The following is a 17,034-nucleotide window of genomic DNA, read 5'->3' as shown; positions in this document are numbered from 1 at the left end:
CCCGCCCGCGCGGGTATCAGATGACACAGGGGGCTCCCGCCTCCCGGCAAGGAATTCGATGTTTCGACACGCGAAGCCCACAATCCGTCTCCAGTTATCCATTCTCGTCGCCGCCTGCGTGTTGCCCGTGTGGCTGATAGCCGCCTTGATGGCGCGTCACGTCTACGTCACCAAGCTGGACCAGGTGAGCCGCGACCTGCTCGAGAACGCTCGCGCCATGGCCATGGCGGTCGATCGCGAGTTCGCCAACGTGCAGGCCTCGCTCACCGCGCTGGGAACCTCCCCGTCCTTCCGGGGGCGCGACTTCGTCGCCATCCATCTGCAGAGCAAGGAGATCCTCAAGAACTATCCCGGCGCCGACATCATCGTCGCCGACAAGGACGCCCAGCAACTGGTCAACACCTATCGCCCCCTGGGGAGCGCGCTCCCCAAACGCAACAACCCCGACATGGTGCGCCGCATCTTCGAGGGGGGCAAGCCCGTCGTCAGCGACCTCTTTTACGGCGCGATCACCAAGCGCCCCGTCATCGCCGTGGACGTGCCGGTCTTCATCGACGGCACGGTCGCCTACGACCTCTCCATGTCCTTCCCCTCCCACGTGCTCTCCTCGGTGCTGCAAAGCCAGAACGTGTTCAAGGAGTGGTACGGCACCGTCGTGGACCGAAAGGGCCTGATCACCGCCCGGACCCGCAACCTCGACGTCTTCGTCGGCAAGGAGTTAACCGCTGACCTGCGCGCGGCCATGGCGCGGGGGAACGAGGGGACGGTTTCGATCAAGACCGCCCAGGGCGGCACCGCCTTGTCCGCCTTCACCAAGTCCCCCCTCTCGGGATGGACCGTCGCCGTCGCGGTCCCCCGGGCAACCGCGCTCGGGGAAATCTATCGCTGGATGCGCTGGGCGGTGGGCGTGGGGGCCGCCATCTCGCTGCTCGGGATACTGCTCGCCTCGTGGATCGCGAGCCGCATCGCCCGTGACATCCAGTCCCTGGTGCAGCCCGCCCTGAACATCGGCCGCGGCGAAGTGGTGGCGGCGGTCGGCACCGACTCGGGCAAGGAGACCTCCGAGGTGGCCGAGGCCTTGGTGCAGGCCTCCGATCTCCTGCAGCGCCGGGCGGCGGAACGGGACCTGGCGGAACGGGAGCTTTCCCTGACCATAGAGGAGTTGCGGCGCGAGACCGCCGAGCGGATCCGCGCCATGGAGGAGGTGCGCCGACAGGAGCAGCTCCTCACCCAGCAAAGCCGGCAGGCCGCTCTCGGGGAGATGGTCGGCAATATCGCCCATCAGTGGCGTCAGCCGCTGAACGCACTGGGACTTTTGGTGCAGCAGCCGCTGCTGCTTCATGAACTTGGGCAATTGGACCGGGAGTTCCTGGAGGAGCACGTCGCCAAGTCCATGACGATCGTGAAGCACATGTCGCAGACCATCGACGATTTCAGGAATTTCTTCCGTCCGGACAAGGAGAAACTCCGCTTCCGGGTCTGCGACGAGGTCGCCAAGGCGCTGTCGCTGGTCGACGGCAGCCTGCAATCCCTCGGCGTCTCCCTTGACCTGCGCCAGGACGGGGATCCCACCATCGAGGGATACCCCAACGAGTTTGCCCAGGTCCTGCTCAACATCCTGATCAACGCCCGCGACGCCATCGCCGAGCGCGCGGTGGTCGCACCCAGGGTGCAGGTCCGCATCGCGGAACAGGGGGGGAGGGCGGTGGTGACCGTGACCGACAACGCCGGCGGGATACCCGAGGAGATCATGGACCGGATTTTCGACCCCTACTTCACCACCAAGGGGCCCCAGGCCGGGACCGGCGTCGGCCTGTTCATGTCCAAGACCATCATCGAGAAGAACATGGGTGGGCTGCTCACCGCGTGCAACGTGGACGGGGGCGCCCAGTTCAGGATAGAGGTGTGAGATGGCGACGACCATGATGCTCGTTGAAGACGACCGCGACACGCTGGAGATTCTTTCGGTCGTGCTGCGGCGAAAATACGGCGACCTGCTCCTGTGCACGGCGGACAACGGCCGCAAGGGCGTCGAGCTTTTCAGGGAACGGGAGGTGGACATCGTCATCACCGACGTCAACATGCCCGAGATGGGTGGCGTCGCCATGGTCCAGGAGATCAGGGGGATGAAGCCGCAGGTCCAGTTCATCTTCATCACCGCCGATGCCGGCAGGGCGACCCTGGAACACTCTGTCGGCGAAGGGTTCCAGCTGGATCATTACATCGAGAAGCCCGTCGACTACCGTCATCTTTTCGCCGCCATCGATCAGTCGCTGGCAAAGGTGAGGTCTGTGCCACCCGACGGCGGGGGCCATGACTGAAACGGTTCGCCCCCGAGGAGCGTTATGAAATATGGTGAATAACGAAGTCGTGTACAAGAGGGCATTCAAGCTGTATACTTTCGTCGTTTGCCGCTGACAGGATGTTATGAAAGAGACCCCGCAACAACCAAGGAGGACGTCCATGAAAAAGAACCTGTTCGCTCTACTCGTTTTGGCCCTGCTCGCTCTTCCCGCGGTCGCTTCGGCGACGCCGCTGTACCCCGGCCCCTACGTTTCCGGCTTTGTCGGGGTGACCATCCCGGAGACCACCAACGCCACCAGTTTCACCGGAGGCACCGTTTTCGACGACCGAATCAAGTTCGACCCCGGCCTCAACGTCGGCGGAACACTCGGCTACGACTTCGGCTTCATGCGTTTCGAGGGGGAGATCTCCTACAAGGACCTGCAGCTGAACACGGTGACCGACAGGGGTACCGGTGAGCGGTTCCGGGTCACCGATGGCAACGTTGATACCACCGCCTTCATGGCCAACGTCTTCGTCGACTTGCACAACGACACCCCCATCACCCCCTACGTCGGGGGGGGCGTCGGATTCGCGGCCTTGCACATGAACGATGTCGTGGGCTACTCCTTGAGCACCCCCGGCGTTACGGGATTGTACATGGCCGACGACCAGGTCGTCTTCGCCTACCAGGCGGGCGGCGGCCTGGAGCTCGCTTTGAACCGGCAGCTTTCCCTGGATCTCGCCTATCGCTACTTCGGCACCTCGCAGGCGTCCTTCATCAGCACCGAGTTCGAAGTCAAATCGCACAACGCATCGGTGGGGCTCAGACTGAAGTTCTGAGGCGGGACGGAGCCAGGGAAGCCATGAACGATCTCAACGCTCACAATCAGGAACTGGAACGGCAAAACCAGCAGCTTCTCGATGCCTACGCCCAGTTGGACAAAGCCCTCGCCCAGTATGCCGAACTCTACGACTTCGCGCCGGTAGGGTACCTGACCCTGGGGGAAGGGCGGCGCATCGTCAGGGCCAACCTCACCTGCTGCGCCATGATGCAGAGGGACCGCGTCGTCCTGCAAGGCAAGGAGTTCGTTGATTTGGTTCTGAAGGAGGACCGCCAGACCCTGCTTGATTACCTGGGGCGGCTGTGCCAGGGGACCGGGAAGGTGGACTGCGAAGTCAGGTTGCATAACGGCACCCCGGTACGGCTGGAGTCGGCGGTTTCCCAGGGGCAGCGGGAGTGTCGCATCATCATGCTGGACATAAGCCGCCAAAAGGAGGTCGAGGCGGCCCTGAGGGAGAGCGAGAAGCGTTTCAAGGCGCTGGTGGAGGTGACCTCGGACTGGGTCTGGGAGGTGAACGACGCCGGCGTCTACACCTACTCCAGCCCGAAGGTGTTCGACCTCCTCGGCTACACCCAGGAGGAGGTGGTGGGGAAGACCCCTTTCGACTTCATGCCGCGGCGCGAGGCCGACCGACTGCTCCTGGTCTTCGGCGACCTGATCGCCCGCAAGGAAGCGTTCCACAATCTCGAAAACGTGAACCTGAGGAAGGACGGCAGGGAGGTACTCCTGGAGACGAGCGCGGTCCCCATCTTCGACGCCGATGGCGCCTTTTGCGGGTTCCGGGGCATCGACCGGGACATCAGCCAGCGCAACTCCCCCGGCCCGAAAGCGTAGACCCTCTTCGCCGCGCCCGGATGATCCATGAGAAAGGCCAGGTCTGACGACCTGGCCTTTCTCTTTACAGCGCTTCACTCGATCGTGACCTTCCCGACGTACTCCGCCAAAGCTTCACCGCATATTATTTCTATGTAATAAGCCTCTTGTATGATATTTTGGCCACCACAATGACGGGCTTCGTCCAGCCGGTGCCGCCATTTCTGTCGCGAGGAAGCTGACCATGCGTCACCTTGCACCATCGGCGCCTCCATCGGCAGGTTCTGGTTCCGCCAAGGCAACCTTTGCCACGCAGGCTGTTGTTAATGGTGATTGATTATGTACTGGTTTGGTAACATCGCCGCGCCTCTGCTCGTCTGCTTCACGACGCTGATCGCGACCCTTTACTGGGCGGACCCCCGGGTGGTTTTGGAGCCGACCGCGCTGCTTCCCCTCCTGAATACCGTATTCCTCGCCGTAACCCCTTTCTGCATCGTCTTCATCTCTACAAAGCTCTTTCTGGCCGTCGGCCGTCTTCCCCTGCTCATGCTGGGGTGCGGCATGCTCGCCCTTGGGGGCGGTGGGGCGGTCTCCGGATGGTTCATAGCTGAAAGCAACGGCCCCAACACCACCGTCACCATCTACAACTGTGGAGCCCTGCTGAGCGGTCTCCTGCTCCTGGCAAGCGTCGTCGTTCGGTTGCTCGAGCCCAAGGATTACCCGCCACGGGGCCGGTTCCCCCTGGTCCTTACGTCCTATCTCGGCGTGGTGCTGCTGTCGTGCGGCGTCGTCGTCGCCGCGGTCACCGAACGGTTCCCGCCGTTCATCGTGCAGGGGTCCGGCCCAACCATGACCGGCCGGGCGATACTGGCCGCCGCGATCGCTTGTTACGCGGCGACCGCGGCCTTGTCCGTGAGGCAGTACCTGAAATCCCGGGTGGAACAGCTGCGCTGGTACGCTACCGGCCTCGCCCTTTTCGCAACCGGGTTGGTCGGCGTGCTCTTGCAGAAGTCGGTGGGGAGTCCCATCGGGTGGGCCGGGAGGACGGCTCAATACACCGGCGGGGTCTGCATCCTCATCGGAGTGCTGACCTTCTGGAAGACCATCATCAGTACCGGGCGCCCCATCGCGGAGGCCTTCGGGGAGGTCTCCCGCAGGCGCATCAGCGAACTGGAACAGATGAACGCCCAACTGAAGGAGATGATGCAGGAGCAGAGCATCATCCTCCAAAACGTCCCCATCGCCATATTCAAGATTGTGGACCGCAAGCAGGTCTGGATCAACCGCAAGGCGGAGGAACTCTTCCAGTACTCGAAGACGGAGATGGAGTACCAGACGACACGCAAGCTTTACCCGTCCGAGGAGGCCTATGAGCTTTTGGGGCGGGAAGCCTATCCGGTCCTGACCCAGGGGCTGCCGTTTGAAACGGAACAGGAGCTGATACGCAGGGACGGCGGGCGCCTGCGCGTCAGGTACATCGGCAAGGCCATCGATCCGCCGGACCTTTCCAAGGGGACGCTGTGGCTTTTGGAGGACGTGACCGAGCGCAGGACGCTGGAGTCGAAACTCGCGGAGAGCGAGGCGAAGTTTCGCAGCCTGGTGATGAACGCGCCGTTTCTGGTCACCAACGTGGACCGCGCCGGGACCATCGAATTCATCAACAGGTGTTCGGACGGTTTCGATGCCGATGCCGTAACCGGGACCAGTTCGTACGACTACCTGGAGGGTGACAGCAAGGAGATCTACCGCGCCGCGCTGGAGCGGACCTTCGCGGAGCAGACGCCGCAAAGGATCATGGTGGCGGGCCTTGGCGACAACGGCGCCACGCGCTGGTTCGAGACGGTGCTGGGGCCGCTGGTGACGGACGGGAGGATCGAATCCGCCATCCAGGTCACCATCGACATCACCGAGCGCAAGCTGGCGGAAATGGCCCTGGAGAACGCACGCGACGAGTTGGAGCGGCAGGTCGCGGCGAGGACGGAATCCCTGACCGCGGCCAACCTCCGGCTGCGTGCCGAGGTCGAGGAGCGCATGCGGGCCGAAGACCAGATTCTCGAGCACCAGAAGAAAATGGAGGCGCTGACCCAGGAACTCTCCCTCACCGAGGAGCGCGAGCGCGAACGGATCGCCGGGGAGTTGCACGACCAGGTCGGCCAGCACCTCATCCTGGTGAAGCTCAAGCTGCAGTGGCTCGCCAACGAGCTCGCCTCCGAGAAGGAGATCGCGGTAGCAGAGGAGATCGACAAGCTCCTGTCCCAGTCGATCCAGGACATCCGGTCCCTGACCTTCCAGTTGAGGCCCCCCATACTGGCCAACGCGGGGCTGGGAGCGGCCATCAAATGGTTGGCGGAAGAGCTCAGGGAGACCCACGGACTCGACTTCGAGCTTGTCGACAACCACACCCCCTTGAGCCTCAGGTACGAGGTCCGCTCCTCGATCTTCCAGGCGGTGCGAGAGATCCTTTTGAACGTGGTCAAGCATTCGCGGTGTAGCCTGGCCCGCATCAGGTTGAGCGGTGACGGCGGGCGGATGCTGATCGAGATATCCGATAACGGGACCGGTTTCGACCCGGTCGAGGCGGCCAGGAAAAAGAGTCGCACCGGCGGTTTCGGCCTGTTCAACGTGCGCAAGAAGATCGAGTACCTGGGGGGCGAGTTCCGGATCGAGACCGAACCTGGGGCGGGGACGCGGGTGGTGGTCCTCGTGCCGGCCGACCTGGCCGGCTCGGCAGAGCCACACCAGTAATAAGGGCCGGGGCGGCAAGGCACCCGGCGGCACGGCGGCAGCAGGAATCGGCGCACGCGCCTCATCTACGTGTTACGGAGCAGCAATATGAAAACAATCGCTTACGACGACCTAGCCACCCTGAGCGCCGAGGCACGGCGGTCGCCACGCCAGCGCATGAACCTGAACCTTCATGCGGATCTGGCCGACCCCGTCCAGCGCCTGGCCATCGCCATGGAGCCGGGGACCTACATCCGTCCCCATCACCATGGGCAGACCTGGGAGGTGCTTACCCCGCTTAGGGGGCGCTTTGTGGTGTTGATCTTCGATGATAGCGGTGTGGTGGTGGGACGTGCCGTGCTGGGTGAAGATGCCTGCGTCGTCGAAATACCCGTGGGGGGGTGGCACGCGGTGCTTTCTCTTGATGCCGGGGGTGTCATCTTCGAGGTCAAATGCGGCCCCTATGCGCCCTTCAAGGAGGAAGACTTCGCCTCCTGGTCCCCTGCCGCCGAGGAGGACGCGCACGGCGGACTGATGCGCTGGTTCCGCACCGCCGCGGTGGGTGAGCGCTGGCCCGGCCGCGCTTAGAGCGCGGGTCCCTGCAAGGCGACCGGCATCGCACGGCCGGCGGTAAGCCCCATTGCCACCGCGCAGTCGGGGGCACCGGCACCGTACGCGGCGGCGGCCTCCCCGAGCGTCATGAGGCGCACGCCGCGCCCGGTCAGCCGGCTGAGCAGGTCTTCGAAGGTGGCGAGGAGGGCGTTACCCTCGAGTTCCGCGTGGATGGTGTGCACGTTCAACCCGGACCGAAGGCGCCTGAGGTAGATGTCGTTCACCGTGTCGGCTCTGACCCCGTTCTCCCCGATCAACTCGTCCATGGTGGGCCAGGTGGAAGGAACCTGCAGGGTCTTATAGCGCCTGCCGTTCAACACGGGGTAGAAGGGGAACTCTCCCCTGGTGTCGCTGCAGTAGGCAAGGCCGAGTGCGTCCTGGACCTCGAAGGACGCGGCACTCACCGTCCAGCCGGGGGCGGCGCAGGTGGCAGCGGGACGGCCGAAGATCTCCTCGAAGCTGGCACGGGCGCGCGCGAGCTCGGCCTCGACCTGTTCGCGGGAGAGCCGGTGCAGGTGGTCGTGCCATTCCACGTGATCCCAGCAGTGGATGCCGATTTCGTGCCCGGCATCCTGAACGCTCCTGATCACCTCGTGAAGTTCCCGGCCGATCACCGGCGCGGGGAGCACGGTCCCGTAGAGCATGGTTTTCAGGCCGTACATGGCCGGTGCCTTGGTGCGCAGCATCTTGGCCAGGAACCCCTTGTGCAGGAGGCGGCGCACCGCCTTGCCGGAGTTGTCGGGCCCCAGGGAGAAGTAGAAGGTGGCACGGACCCCGAACGCTTCGAACAGCCGCAGCAGGTTCGGGATCCCGTCACGGGTGCCGCAGTAGGTGTCGACATCCACCTTGAGCGCTACGGTCTGTGGTTCGTACTGGTGCATGCGGTCTCGCTCCCGGTTCAGGTGAAAAGCTCGCCGTGGCAGGGCGTCGTTCGTACGAAGTCGGCGGCGCACAGCTCCGCTTCCCCCTCGAACTGCAGGCGCCTCAGTTCCAGCACCCCGCTGCCGGTGCCTACCAGGAGCGGCTGCGTGGAGAGCACCCGCCCCGGGTCCCCCGTCCCCTCGACGGGATAAGCCTGCCAGACGAGGAGCTTTTTCCCGGCCAGGGTGGTGAAGGCGCCGGGGTAGGGGTGGGTGACGCCGCGCACCAGGTTGTAGATCTCCACCGCGCTCATGTTCCAGTCGATGCGGCCGTCCTCGGGCTTGCGGCCACGGCAGTAGTTGCCGGCTGTGAGATCCATCGGGATGCGCGGCGCCGTCCCCGCCACCAGAAGCGGCCACGAGCGGCGCAGCACCGTCAACGCGGCCTCGGTCACCTTGTTGAAGACGTCGAAGGCCGTATCTTCGAAGGCGATCTCCACCTGCTCCTGGTCGACGATCTCGCCGGCGTCCGGCTTCTCCACCATGTAGTGCAGCGTGGCCCCCGTGGTACCTTCTCCCTTGATGACCGCCCAGTTGACCGGCACCCGGCCCCGGAAGCGCGGCAGGTAGGAGCCGTGCAGGTTGAGCGCGCCGCGCGTAGCCAGTGCCAGCACCTGCGGGGTGATCATGTTGCGGTAGTAGAAAGAGAGCAGAAAGTCGGGGGCGAGTTCCGCGAGGATGGCCCGGTTCTCGGCATCGTTGATACTGCTGGTGATGCACGGGATGCCGTGGCGCGCGGCCAGGTCACGCACCGACTGGAACCAGATCTCCTCTCCGGGGGAGTCCTCATGGCTGAATACGAGGCGGACGTCGGCTCCCTGCCGGAGCAGTTCCTCCAGGCAGCGGTAGCCGACGTTATGGTAGGCGCAGACGACCACCTTATCCTTCATCGCTTCCCCCGTAGACCCTTCGTACCACGTAACGCGGCCTGCGCCGCACCTCCTGGTAGATCCTGCCCACGTATTCCCCGACGATCCCGATCCCGAAGATGGTGATGCCGATGAAGAAGAACAGGATGGCGAACAGGGTGAAGACCCCCTCCACCTCGGCGCCGACCATGAAGCGCCTGACGAGCAGGAACAGGGCGAAGGCGACGGCGCCCAGCGCGGTGACGATGCCGGTCAGGGCGAAGAGCTGCAGCGGCACCACGGAGAACCCGGTCATCAGGTCGAAATTGAGGCGGATCAGCTTGTAGAAGGAGTACTTGCTCTCCCCGGCGCTGCGCTCAGCGTGCGCCACCTCGATCTCGCTGGGGCTCGAGGCGAAGGTCTGCGCCAGGGCCGGGATGAAGGTGCTCGCCTCGTGGCAGCGGTTGATGTTGTTCACCACGTTTCTGTGATAGGCCCGGAGCATGCAGCCGTAGTCGGTCATCTTCATGCCGGTCATCTTGCGGGTGGTGATGTTGACCAGGCGCGAGGCGCTCTTGCGGAAGACCGAGTCCTGGCGGTTGTGCCGGATGGTGCCCACCACGTCGTGGCCGTTCTCCATCTCCGCCACCAGCTTGGGGATCTCCTCGGGCGGGTTCTGCAGGTCGGCGTCCAGGGTGACCACGATCTCGCCCCGGCTGATCTCGAAGGCGGCCATGATGGCCATGTGCTGGCCGAAGTTGCCGTTGAACTCGATCACCCGCACCTCGGGGTACTCCTTGGCCAGGCGCTTCAGGATCTCCAGGGAACGGTCGCGGCTGCCGTCGTCGGTGAAGATGATCTCGAAGGGGCGCTTCATCCCCGTCAGTGCCGGGTAGAGGCGCTGCATCAGGTTGTCCAGGTTCCCTTCCTCGTTGTAAACGGGAACCACGACGGAAAGGTAGGGGGTCATTTGCGGTTCCTTGCTATCACGTTTTTCACCGCCTCGACCACGTCGCGGGCGTCATCCTCGGTCATCTTCGGGAACAGCGGCAGCGACAGTATCCGGTCCGAGGCGTAGTCGGCGTTGGGCAGCGAGTTTTCCGGCTGCGGCAGGTTGGCCTGGTACCAGGCATGGCGGTGCACCGCCTTGTAGTGCAGGCCGCTGCCGATGTTGAGCTCCTTCAGCTTGACCATGAAGCCGTCCCGGTCGATGGCGAGCCGTTCGATCTTCACCAGCGGGGTGTAGAGATGCCAGGCGTGGCGCTGCGGGTAGGGGGCGTACGCGGGGAGGCACAGTTCCGCGACGTCGGCCAGCGCCTCGTTGTAGAAATGGGCGATCTCGGTGCGCCGGTCGATGAAGCCGTCCAGCTTGGGCAGCTGGTGGATGCCGATGGCTGCCTGGATGTCCATCATGTTGTACTTGAAGCCGGGGAGCACGATGTCGTAGTTGGGGGTGCCGCTGGCGGCGAAGCGTTTCCATGCCTCGCGGCTCATGCCGTGGAACTTCAGCAGCGACACCTCCTCGGCCAGCGCCTCGTCGGCGGTGCAGACCATGCCCCCTTCGCCGGTGGTGATGTTCTTGTTGGGGTGAAAGGAGAAGATGGAGACGCTGTCGAGGGAGCCGATCCTGCGCCCCTTGTACTCGGTCCCGGCGGCGTGGGCCGCGTCCTCGATCACGGTGAGGTTGAACTCGCGTGCCAGTTGAAAGATCGGGTCCATGTCGCAGGGCTGGCCGGCAAAGTGCACCGGTATGATGGCCCGGGTGCGGGGGGTGATCTTCTCGCGCACCCGGGATACGTCGAGGTTGAGGGTGCCCGGCTCGATGTCGACCAGGACCGGTTTCAGTCCGCACAGGACGCAGATGCTCACCGTGGAGGCGAAGGTCATCGGCGTGGTGATCACCTCGTCCCCCTCCTGGAACTTCAGGGCGAGCAGGGTGAGGTGCAGCCCGGCAGTCGCCGAGGACAAGGGCACCGCGAACGGGGCCCCCACGTAAGCGCGGAATTCCTCCTCGAAGCGTTTCACCTTGGGGCCGGTGGTGATCCAGCCCGACTTCAAGGAGTCGACCACCTCGTTGATTTCGGCGTCCTCGATGGTCGGTTTGGAAAAGGGTAGAAACTCGCTACGCACGTGGCCTCCGGAGATTATAAAAGGTGCTGGATGGTTTCCCGCTGCTCGATCAGGTAAAAGTCCATGGTCCGCTTCAGGGCGTCGTCCACGGAGGTGGTCGGCTCCCAGCCCAGGTGCGTCTTCGCGTTTTGCACCGAGGGGACGCGGTTCAGCATGTCCTGGTACCCCTTGCCGTAGTACTCGCCAGAGGTGACCTCGACGATGCGGCAGTTTTGCGCCTTGTCACGGTAATCGGGATACTGTTGTACCAGTTCCAGCAGCTTGTGCGCCAGTTCTTTCACGGAGAGGTCGTTGCCGGGGTTGCCGATGTTGAAGATGCGCGCGTCGGCGCAGCCGTCGCGGTTCTCGATGATCCGCATCAGGCAGTCGATGCCGTCCTCGAGGAAGGTGAAGGAGCGCCGCTGCTCGCCGCCGTCCACGAGCTGGATCGGCTCTCCGGCCAGGATGTTGTAGAGGAACTGGGTCAGCACGCGGGAACTCCCCTCCTTGGCGGTGCTGATCGAGTCTAGCTTGGGGCCGATCCAGTTGAAGGGGCGGAACAGGGTGTAGCGCAGCCCCTCGTGGGCCCCGTAGGCGTAGATGACCCGGTCCAGCATCTGCTTGGCGCAGGAGTAGATCCAGCGCTCCTTGTTGATCGGGCCGAGCATGAGCGGCGAGCTCTCCTCGTCGAACTCGCGGTCGGGGCTCATGCCGTAGACCTCGGAGGTGGAGGGGAAGATGACGCGCTTGTTGTACTTGGCGCAGAGGCGGATCACCTTGAGGTTTTCCTCGAAGTCGAGCTCGAAGACCCGCAGCGGGTCCTTGACGTAGGTGATGGGGGTGGCGATGGCCACCAGCGGGAGCACCACGTCGCACTTCTTTATGTTGTATTCGATCCACTCCTTGTTGATGGTGATGTCACCTTCGAGGAAGTGGAAACGCTGATGCCCCATGGACCGTTCCAGCTTGTCGCAGGCCATGTCGAGGCCGTGGACTTCCCAGTCGGTGGTGGTCAGGATGCGGTGGGTAAGGGCGTTGCCGATGAAACCGTTCACACCCAGGATCAGTACCTTCATATGTTCTCCTCTGCCACTGATTACCTCTGGCGGGCTGAGCAAGCCGGAACTTGATTGGTTATCTGTTGGTGACGAGGTAGTGCTTCGAACTCTGCCACAGGATGCGCGGCTTTATGCTGGACCCCTCCGACAGCTTTTCCAGGTAGTCGCGCAGTATCATGGCGTACACGGGTTTGGGGCCGTTCCAGAGCGCACGGAGGCCGTCGCGGTTCAAAAACCAGGCGGATTGGTCGCCGATCTTGCTGCCGAACTCGATCTCGCCGGGGCCGTCGAAGATAACGCAGCGGCGCTCCGCGTAGTAGCTCAGTCCCTGTCGCAACCCCTGGCTCACCAGCACCGCGTCCGGCGCGGCCAGCTTTTTCACGATTGTCCCGGGTTCGCGGTACGATTTGCGCTCCACGAAGAGCGGGAAGACGATGAGGGGTGCGGTCAGAAAGAGAAGGATGGAACCGACAAGGAGGCCGCAAAAGAGCTGGCGCGGGTCCTGGCGCTTCACCGCGGCGAGCCCGACCGCTCCCTGCATGATGACGATGGAGCCGATCACCAGCCCCCCGATAGGACCGACCACCGCTCGGTGTGCCACCAGCGGGTAGAGCAGCGCAGCGCACCCCAGCAGGACCATGAGCCAGCCAGAGGCAAGCGCGGGACGGCGCAGGGGGCGGAAGTCGCCGTTGAAGGCCCGGTCGAACAGCCCGGCGATCAGGATGGCCAGCGCCGGGTACACCGGCAGGATGTACGCCGGCAGCTTTGAGTTCGACTTGGAGAAAAACGCGAAGATGATGATGGCCCAAAGGGCGAGGTAAAGGCGTGCTTCTCCCCCTGCAGCGTTCCGGTTGCGCCAGAAGTTGCGCAGCGCGCTGGGAATGAACAAGGACCAGGGGATCATGAAGCCGAGCAGGATGGGGATGAAGTACCAGAAGGGTTGGTAACGGCGGTGCACCTTGGTCAGGAAGCGCTCGAAGTGTTCGTGGATGAAGAAGAACTGGAAGAACTCCGGGTTGCGCTGGCACACCAGTACGAACCAGGGTGCTGCAACGGCCAGAAACAGCAGTAGCCCCGTGACCAGGCGCATTTCCTTCAGGATGCGCCAGCGGCGGGTCAGCACGATGTGCCAGAAGATGATGGCGCCAGGAAGGACGATGCCGATGAGTCCCTTGGCCAGTACCGCCAGCGCAGCGAAGAGGTAAAAGAGGTAGTAATAGCCGGGCCTGGGCTGGTCGGCGTCGCGGGCGGCCAGGATGTAACTCCCCAGCGCCACGGTCATGGTGAAGGTAAGCGGTATGTCGGTGATGTTGATACGCGCCTGGATCAGGAACCCGGTGCAGCCGCCGAGGATGAGGGCGGCGAGGAGTCCGGTGCGGCGGCCGAAGAGCTCGCGGCCGAGGTGGTAGCTGAAGAGCACGGTGCCGAGGCCGCTCAGGGCGCAGGCGAGTCGGGCGGTGAATTCGCTGATACCGAACAGATAGAAGGACGCGGCGTTCAGCCAGTACAGCAGCACCGGTTTCTCGAAGTACTTTACGTAATTGAGTAGCGGGGTGATCAGGTCGCCGCGTTCGAGCATCTCCCTGGGGATCTCGGCATAGCGTGTCTCGTCCGGGTCGATGAGGGGGAAGTGGCCCAGGAGTTGGAGAAAGAGCAGGCCGAACAGTACGGTGAGCAGCAACAGGTCCCGTCGCCGCGATTCGTGCGACCGGGTAAGGTAGTCCAGCTGAAGTGGCATGCGGGTGGCTCCCCCTAGTGACTGCATCGTCACGCGACGGCGGGTGTGATCGGTAAACGGTCGTCCATGTTAGGGTAAACTGCATTACCTGTGTATGACATGTATATTACAATACTGTCATAAAACAAGGTGCGTGCTGTGCTTGACTGTTAAAAATAAGTTGTTTGTGGATGATTAGTGGGTGGTGATGTTCGTTGCGGGAGCGCTGGTGGTCGTCGTAGTGGATGATCAACTAGAAGTAGAGAGTGGTGGTGGGAAGTGTACGTGGGATGTGCAGTAAAGAAAAAAGGCCAAGTCATTGGACTTGGCCTTGGTTGTTTGCATGGTGGGCGATACTGGGTTCGAACCAGTGACCCCTGCCGTGTGAAGGCAGTGCTCTCCCGCTGAGCTAATCGCCCATGCGTCCTGTCTATTTAGCAGATGCCTTTTTCGATGTCAAGGCTTGTTTGTGGCGGCGTTCGCTGCCTCAGAGCGGTTCTTGCCGTAACTATGTAAAGAACCGCGCACTGTTATTGCCAAAGCACAAGTTGAAAAAGGTCCAAAGCATCATTTCAACGCAAAGCCGCTAGACGAACTTCTGAGTTTTTTGCCGTATGCCTGCTTTGCGCCTCTGCGCCTTTGCGTTAAAAATGCAGTTACGGTCCACCTGTGCAGGTGGGCGATCCCTCAATCTGTCCACGAAGCCCAGCACGAGCCCTCGCGTCCTCCCCTTTGCGAAGGGGAGACAGAGGGGATTTGCCTTGCTATTTGATATGCGCGAACTCGTTACTCATTACCCTAACGTTGTTCTAGATATGGCCTCTTTGGCCTTGACACTTTCCGTGGCCAGTTGCTATAGTGCTGCGTCGCCGCGGAGCTTCCGTTAGCGTCAGCGCAAACCGTCCAAGGCGGCCGCGGCCAAAACACCACCGGGGGATATCTTGAAACTGGAACGCGGTCTTATTCAGGTGTATACCGGCAACGGCAAGGGGAAGACCACGGCTTCGCTGGGACTCGCGCTGCGCGCCACCGGCCGCGAACTGAAGGTCTGCATGATCCAGTTCATGAAAGGTGGCGGGCCGTACGGCGAGCAGATGGCCGCCGAGAAGCTCGCTCCTTTTCTCACCATCATCCAGACCGGGCGGCCGGGATGGGTCAACAAGGACAACCCCGCCCAGGCCGACAAGGATCTCGCCGCCCAGGCGCTCGAGCTTGCGACCGAGAAGGTGTGCGGGGGCGAGTACGACCTGGTCATCCTGGACGAGGTGAACGGCGCGGTTTCCATGGGACTCCTCCCGGTGGAGCGATTGCTGGAGCTTATGGCCGCCAAGCCGCCCCTGGTCGAACTGGTTCTGACCGGCCGCAACGCCCACGAGAAGGTCATCGAGGCGGCGGACCTGGTCACCGAGATGCGCGAGATCAAGCACTATTACAAAGCCGGCGTCGACGCGCGCGTCGGCATCGAGAAATAGATTCCATTGAATTTACTGATATCGGAGGTTTGCCATGGCTGAAAGAAGAATTCGCGTGCTGGTGGGAAAGCCTGGTCTTGACGGCCACGACAGGGGTGCCAAGATCATCGCCCGCGCGTTTCGCGATGCGGGTTTCGAGGTAATCTACACCGGTCTGCACCAGACCCCGGAGCAGATCGTCTCCGCCGCCATCCAGGAGGACGTGGACCTGGTTGCCCTTTCCATCCTCTCCGGCGCCCACAACACCCTGCTCCCCGCGGTGAAGGAGATCATGAAGGAAAAGGGTGCCGCCGACATCGTGCTGATGGCGGGCGGCGTCATCCCCGAGGATGACATCCCGGGCTTGAAGGCGGCCGGCATCGCCGAGGTCTTCACCCCTGGCACCTCCACCGAGACCATCGTCGGCTGGGTCCGCGACAACATCACGCCCCACGCCTAAACCTAAAGAACGTTCTACGTTCTGTGTTCTAGGTTCTACGTTAAGACCGGTACTGAAACATGTGCGCCGCGCAGCTGCCAAGAGCAGCCCGCGGCGTATCACTTGGTGCCAGGTTGTTGCAGTTTCAACGTAGAACGTAGAACGTAGAACGTAGAACGTAGAACCTAGAACGGATTCTGGAGCCTCCCATGACCCTGGCCGAACGCGTGCTCGACGGCGACATACGCGCCGCCGCGCGCCTGATGCGCGACATCGATGACCGCTTCAAAAGCGCCATCGAGGAGTTGAAAACCCTCTACCCCCACACCGGCAACGCCTATATCATCGGCATCACCGGCCCCCCGGGGGCGGGAAAGTCGACCCTGGTGGACCAGATCGTCTCCGCCTACCGGAAAAAGGACCTCCTGGTCGGCGTCGTGGCCATCGACCCCACCAGCCCCTTCTCGGGCGGCGCCATCCTCGGCGACCGCATCAGGATGAACCGCCACGCCGACGATGCCGGCGTCTTCATCCGCAGCCTCGCCACCCGCGGTGCGCTGGGAGGGCTCTCCCGCTCCACCACCGACGTGGTCAACGTCATGGACGCCATGGGGATGGACGTCATCGTCATCGAGACGGTCGGGGTAGGGCAGGACGAGGTGGACATCGTGAGCACCGCGCATACCACCGTGGTGGTCATGGTCCCGGGGCTTGGCGACGACATCCAGGCCATCAAGGCCGGTATCCTCGAGATCGGCGACGTTTTCGTGGTCAACAAGGCCGACCGCGACGGCGCCGACCGCACCGCCCGCGAGCTCACCACCATGCTGGAGATGAAGCACCCGGACCCGGCCGGATGGGCGCCGCGCGTGCTGCAGACCGAAGGGGCACGGGGCGTGGGCATCGAGGCGCTGGTAGAGGAGTTCGACGCGCACCACATCTACCTGAAGGAGTCGGGCGCCCTGCAGCGCCTCATCGAGGAGAGAAACGCCAAGCTCTTCGCCGACACCCTCCGGGAGGAGCTCTTCGAGACCGTGTTCGGCGCCATCAAGGGCAACGGCAAGTACGACGAGATCCTGGCCGGGATGCGCGACAAGAGCATCGACCCCTACAGCGCGGTGCAGGAAGTCATGGCGGGACGCGCTTTTCCTTGACCGAGCGTGGCAAAGGTGTTAATTAAGAACGAAATGGGGCGTAGGCCCCATTAGTCGTTTC

15 protein-coding genes and 1 tRNA gene are annotated in these 17,034 nt (G+C 63.1%); 9 read left to right on the top strand and 7 right to left on the bottom strand.

What is annotated here, in order from left to right:
- Positions 1-127: 127 nt before the first annotated feature.
- The 6 genes from KOL99_RS07110 (at position 128) to KOL99_RS07085 (ending at position 7,253) form a co-directional block, all read left to right on the top strand.
- Positions 128-1,909 (top strand): sensor histidine kinase, encoded by a 1,782-nt coding sequence (locus KOL99_RS07110; protein ID WP_216509781.1) that lies wholly within the window; start codon positions 128-130, stop codon positions 1,907-1,909.
- Position 1,910: 1 nt separating this feature from the next.
- Positions 1,911-2,321, top strand: coding sequence for a response regulator (locus KOL99_RS07105; protein WP_216509780.1), 411 nt, complete (start codon positions 1,911-1,913; stop codon positions 2,319-2,321).
- A gap of 142 nt (positions 2,322-2,463) precedes the next feature.
- The gene (locus KOL99_RS07100; protein ID WP_216509779.1) at positions 2,464-3,126 is read left to right on the top strand and encodes an outer membrane protein; all 663 of its coding nucleotides are present in this window, start codon (positions 2,464-2,466) and stop codon (positions 3,124-3,126) included.
- 23 nt (positions 3,127-3,149) lie between these two features.
- On the top strand, positions 3,150-3,962 hold the full coding sequence (locus KOL99_RS07095; protein WP_216509778.1) for a PAS domain-containing protein: 813 nt from the start codon (positions 3,150-3,152) through the stop codon (positions 3,960-3,962).
- A 318-nt stretch (positions 3,963-4,280) separates the two neighbouring features.
- Positions 4,281-6,686 carry a PAS domain-containing sensor histidine kinase gene (locus KOL99_RS07090; protein WP_216509777.1) on the top strand — a complete coding sequence of 802 codons (2,406 nt, stop codon included), beginning with the start codon at positions 4,281-4,283 and terminating at the stop codon, positions 6,684-6,686.
- Positions 6,687-6,773: 87 nt separating this feature from the next.
- Complete coding sequence (locus tag KOL99_RS07085) at positions 6,774-7,253, top strand: WbuC family cupin fold metalloprotein (RefSeq protein ID WP_216509776.1); 480 nt, start codon at positions 6,774-6,776, stop codon at positions 7,251-7,253.
- On the opposite strand, the gene KOL99_RS07080 is transcribed toward KOL99_RS07085, so the two are convergent.
- From KOL99_RS07080 to KOL99_RS07050, 7 genes are all read right to left on the bottom strand, one after another.
- Positions 7,250-8,158 carry a polysaccharide deacetylase family protein gene (locus KOL99_RS07080; RefSeq protein ID WP_216509775.1) on the bottom strand — a complete coding sequence of 303 codons (909 nt, stop codon included), beginning with the start codon at positions 8,156-8,158 and terminating at the stop codon, positions 7,250-7,252. The two genes, KOL99_RS07085 and KOL99_RS07080, sit on opposite strands and share 4 nt — an antisense overlap.
- A 17-nt stretch (positions 8,159-8,175) precedes the next feature.
- Positions 8,176-9,087: a formyltransferase gene (locus KOL99_RS07075; protein WP_216509774.1), complete on the bottom strand. Its 912-nt coding sequence runs from the start codon at positions 9,085-9,087 to the stop codon at positions 8,176-8,178.
- Entirely contained in the window at positions 9,077-10,015 is a 939-nt protein-coding gene (locus tag KOL99_RS07070) for a glycosyltransferase (protein WP_216509773.1), read from the bottom strand. Before KOL99_RS07070 ends, KOL99_RS07075 begins: the two co-directional genes overlap by 11 nt.
- A complete protein-coding gene (locus KOL99_RS07065) occupies positions 10,012-11,175 on the bottom strand; it encodes a DegT/DnrJ/EryC1/StrS family aminotransferase (RefSeq protein WP_216509772.1) in 1,164 nt (387 codons plus the stop codon). The genes KOL99_RS07070 and KOL99_RS07065 overlap by 4 nt, the downstream gene beginning before the upstream one ends.
- 14 nt (positions 11,176-11,189) lie before the next feature.
- The gene (locus KOL99_RS07060; RefSeq protein ID WP_216509771.1) at positions 11,190-12,230 is read right to left on the bottom strand and encodes a bifunctional UDP-4-keto-pentose/UDP-xylose synthase; all 1,041 of its coding nucleotides are present in this window, start codon (positions 12,228-12,230) and stop codon (positions 11,190-11,192) included.
- A gap of 58 nt (positions 12,231-12,288) precedes the next feature.
- On the bottom strand, positions 12,289-13,950 hold the full coding sequence (locus tag KOL99_RS07055) for a phospholipid carrier-dependent glycosyltransferase (protein WP_216509770.1): 1,662 nt from the start codon (positions 13,948-13,950) through the stop codon (positions 12,289-12,291).
- A 323-nt stretch (positions 13,951-14,273) separates the two neighbouring features.
- A tRNA-Val gene (locus KOL99_RS07050) sits at positions 14,274-14,348 on the bottom strand.
- Between the two features lie 522 nt (positions 14,349-14,870).
- Here KOL99_RS07050 and cobO point away from each other — a divergent pair.
- From cobO to meaB, 3 genes are all read left to right on the top strand, one after another.
- Positions 14,871-15,401 (top strand): cob(I)yrinic acid a,c-diamide adenosyltransferase, encoded by a 531-nt coding sequence (cobO, locus tag KOL99_RS07045; RefSeq protein WP_216509769.1) that lies wholly within the window; start codon positions 14,871-14,873, stop codon positions 15,399-15,401.
- Positions 15,402-15,435: 34 nt separating this feature from the next.
- Entirely contained in the window at positions 15,436-15,840 is a 405-nt protein-coding gene (locus KOL99_RS07040; RefSeq protein ID WP_216509768.1) for a cobalamin B12-binding domain-containing protein, read from the top strand.
- A 188-nt stretch (positions 15,841-16,028) separates the two neighbouring features.
- Positions 16,029-16,973, top strand: a complete 945-nt coding sequence (meaB, locus tag KOL99_RS07035; RefSeq protein WP_216509767.1) for a methylmalonyl Co-A mutase-associated GTPase MeaB — start codon at positions 16,029-16,031, stop codon at positions 16,971-16,973.
- Positions 16,974-17,034: the final 61 nt, after the last annotated feature.

The sequence above is a fragment of the Geomonas azotofigens genome (assembly GCF_018919395.1).
Taxonomy (GTDB): Bacteria; Desulfobacterota; Desulfuromonadia; order Geobacterales; family Geobacteraceae; genus Geomonas; species Geomonas azotofigens.
Note: the sequence above shows the minus strand (reverse complement) of the source record. Positions and strands in the feature narration are given on the sequence as shown.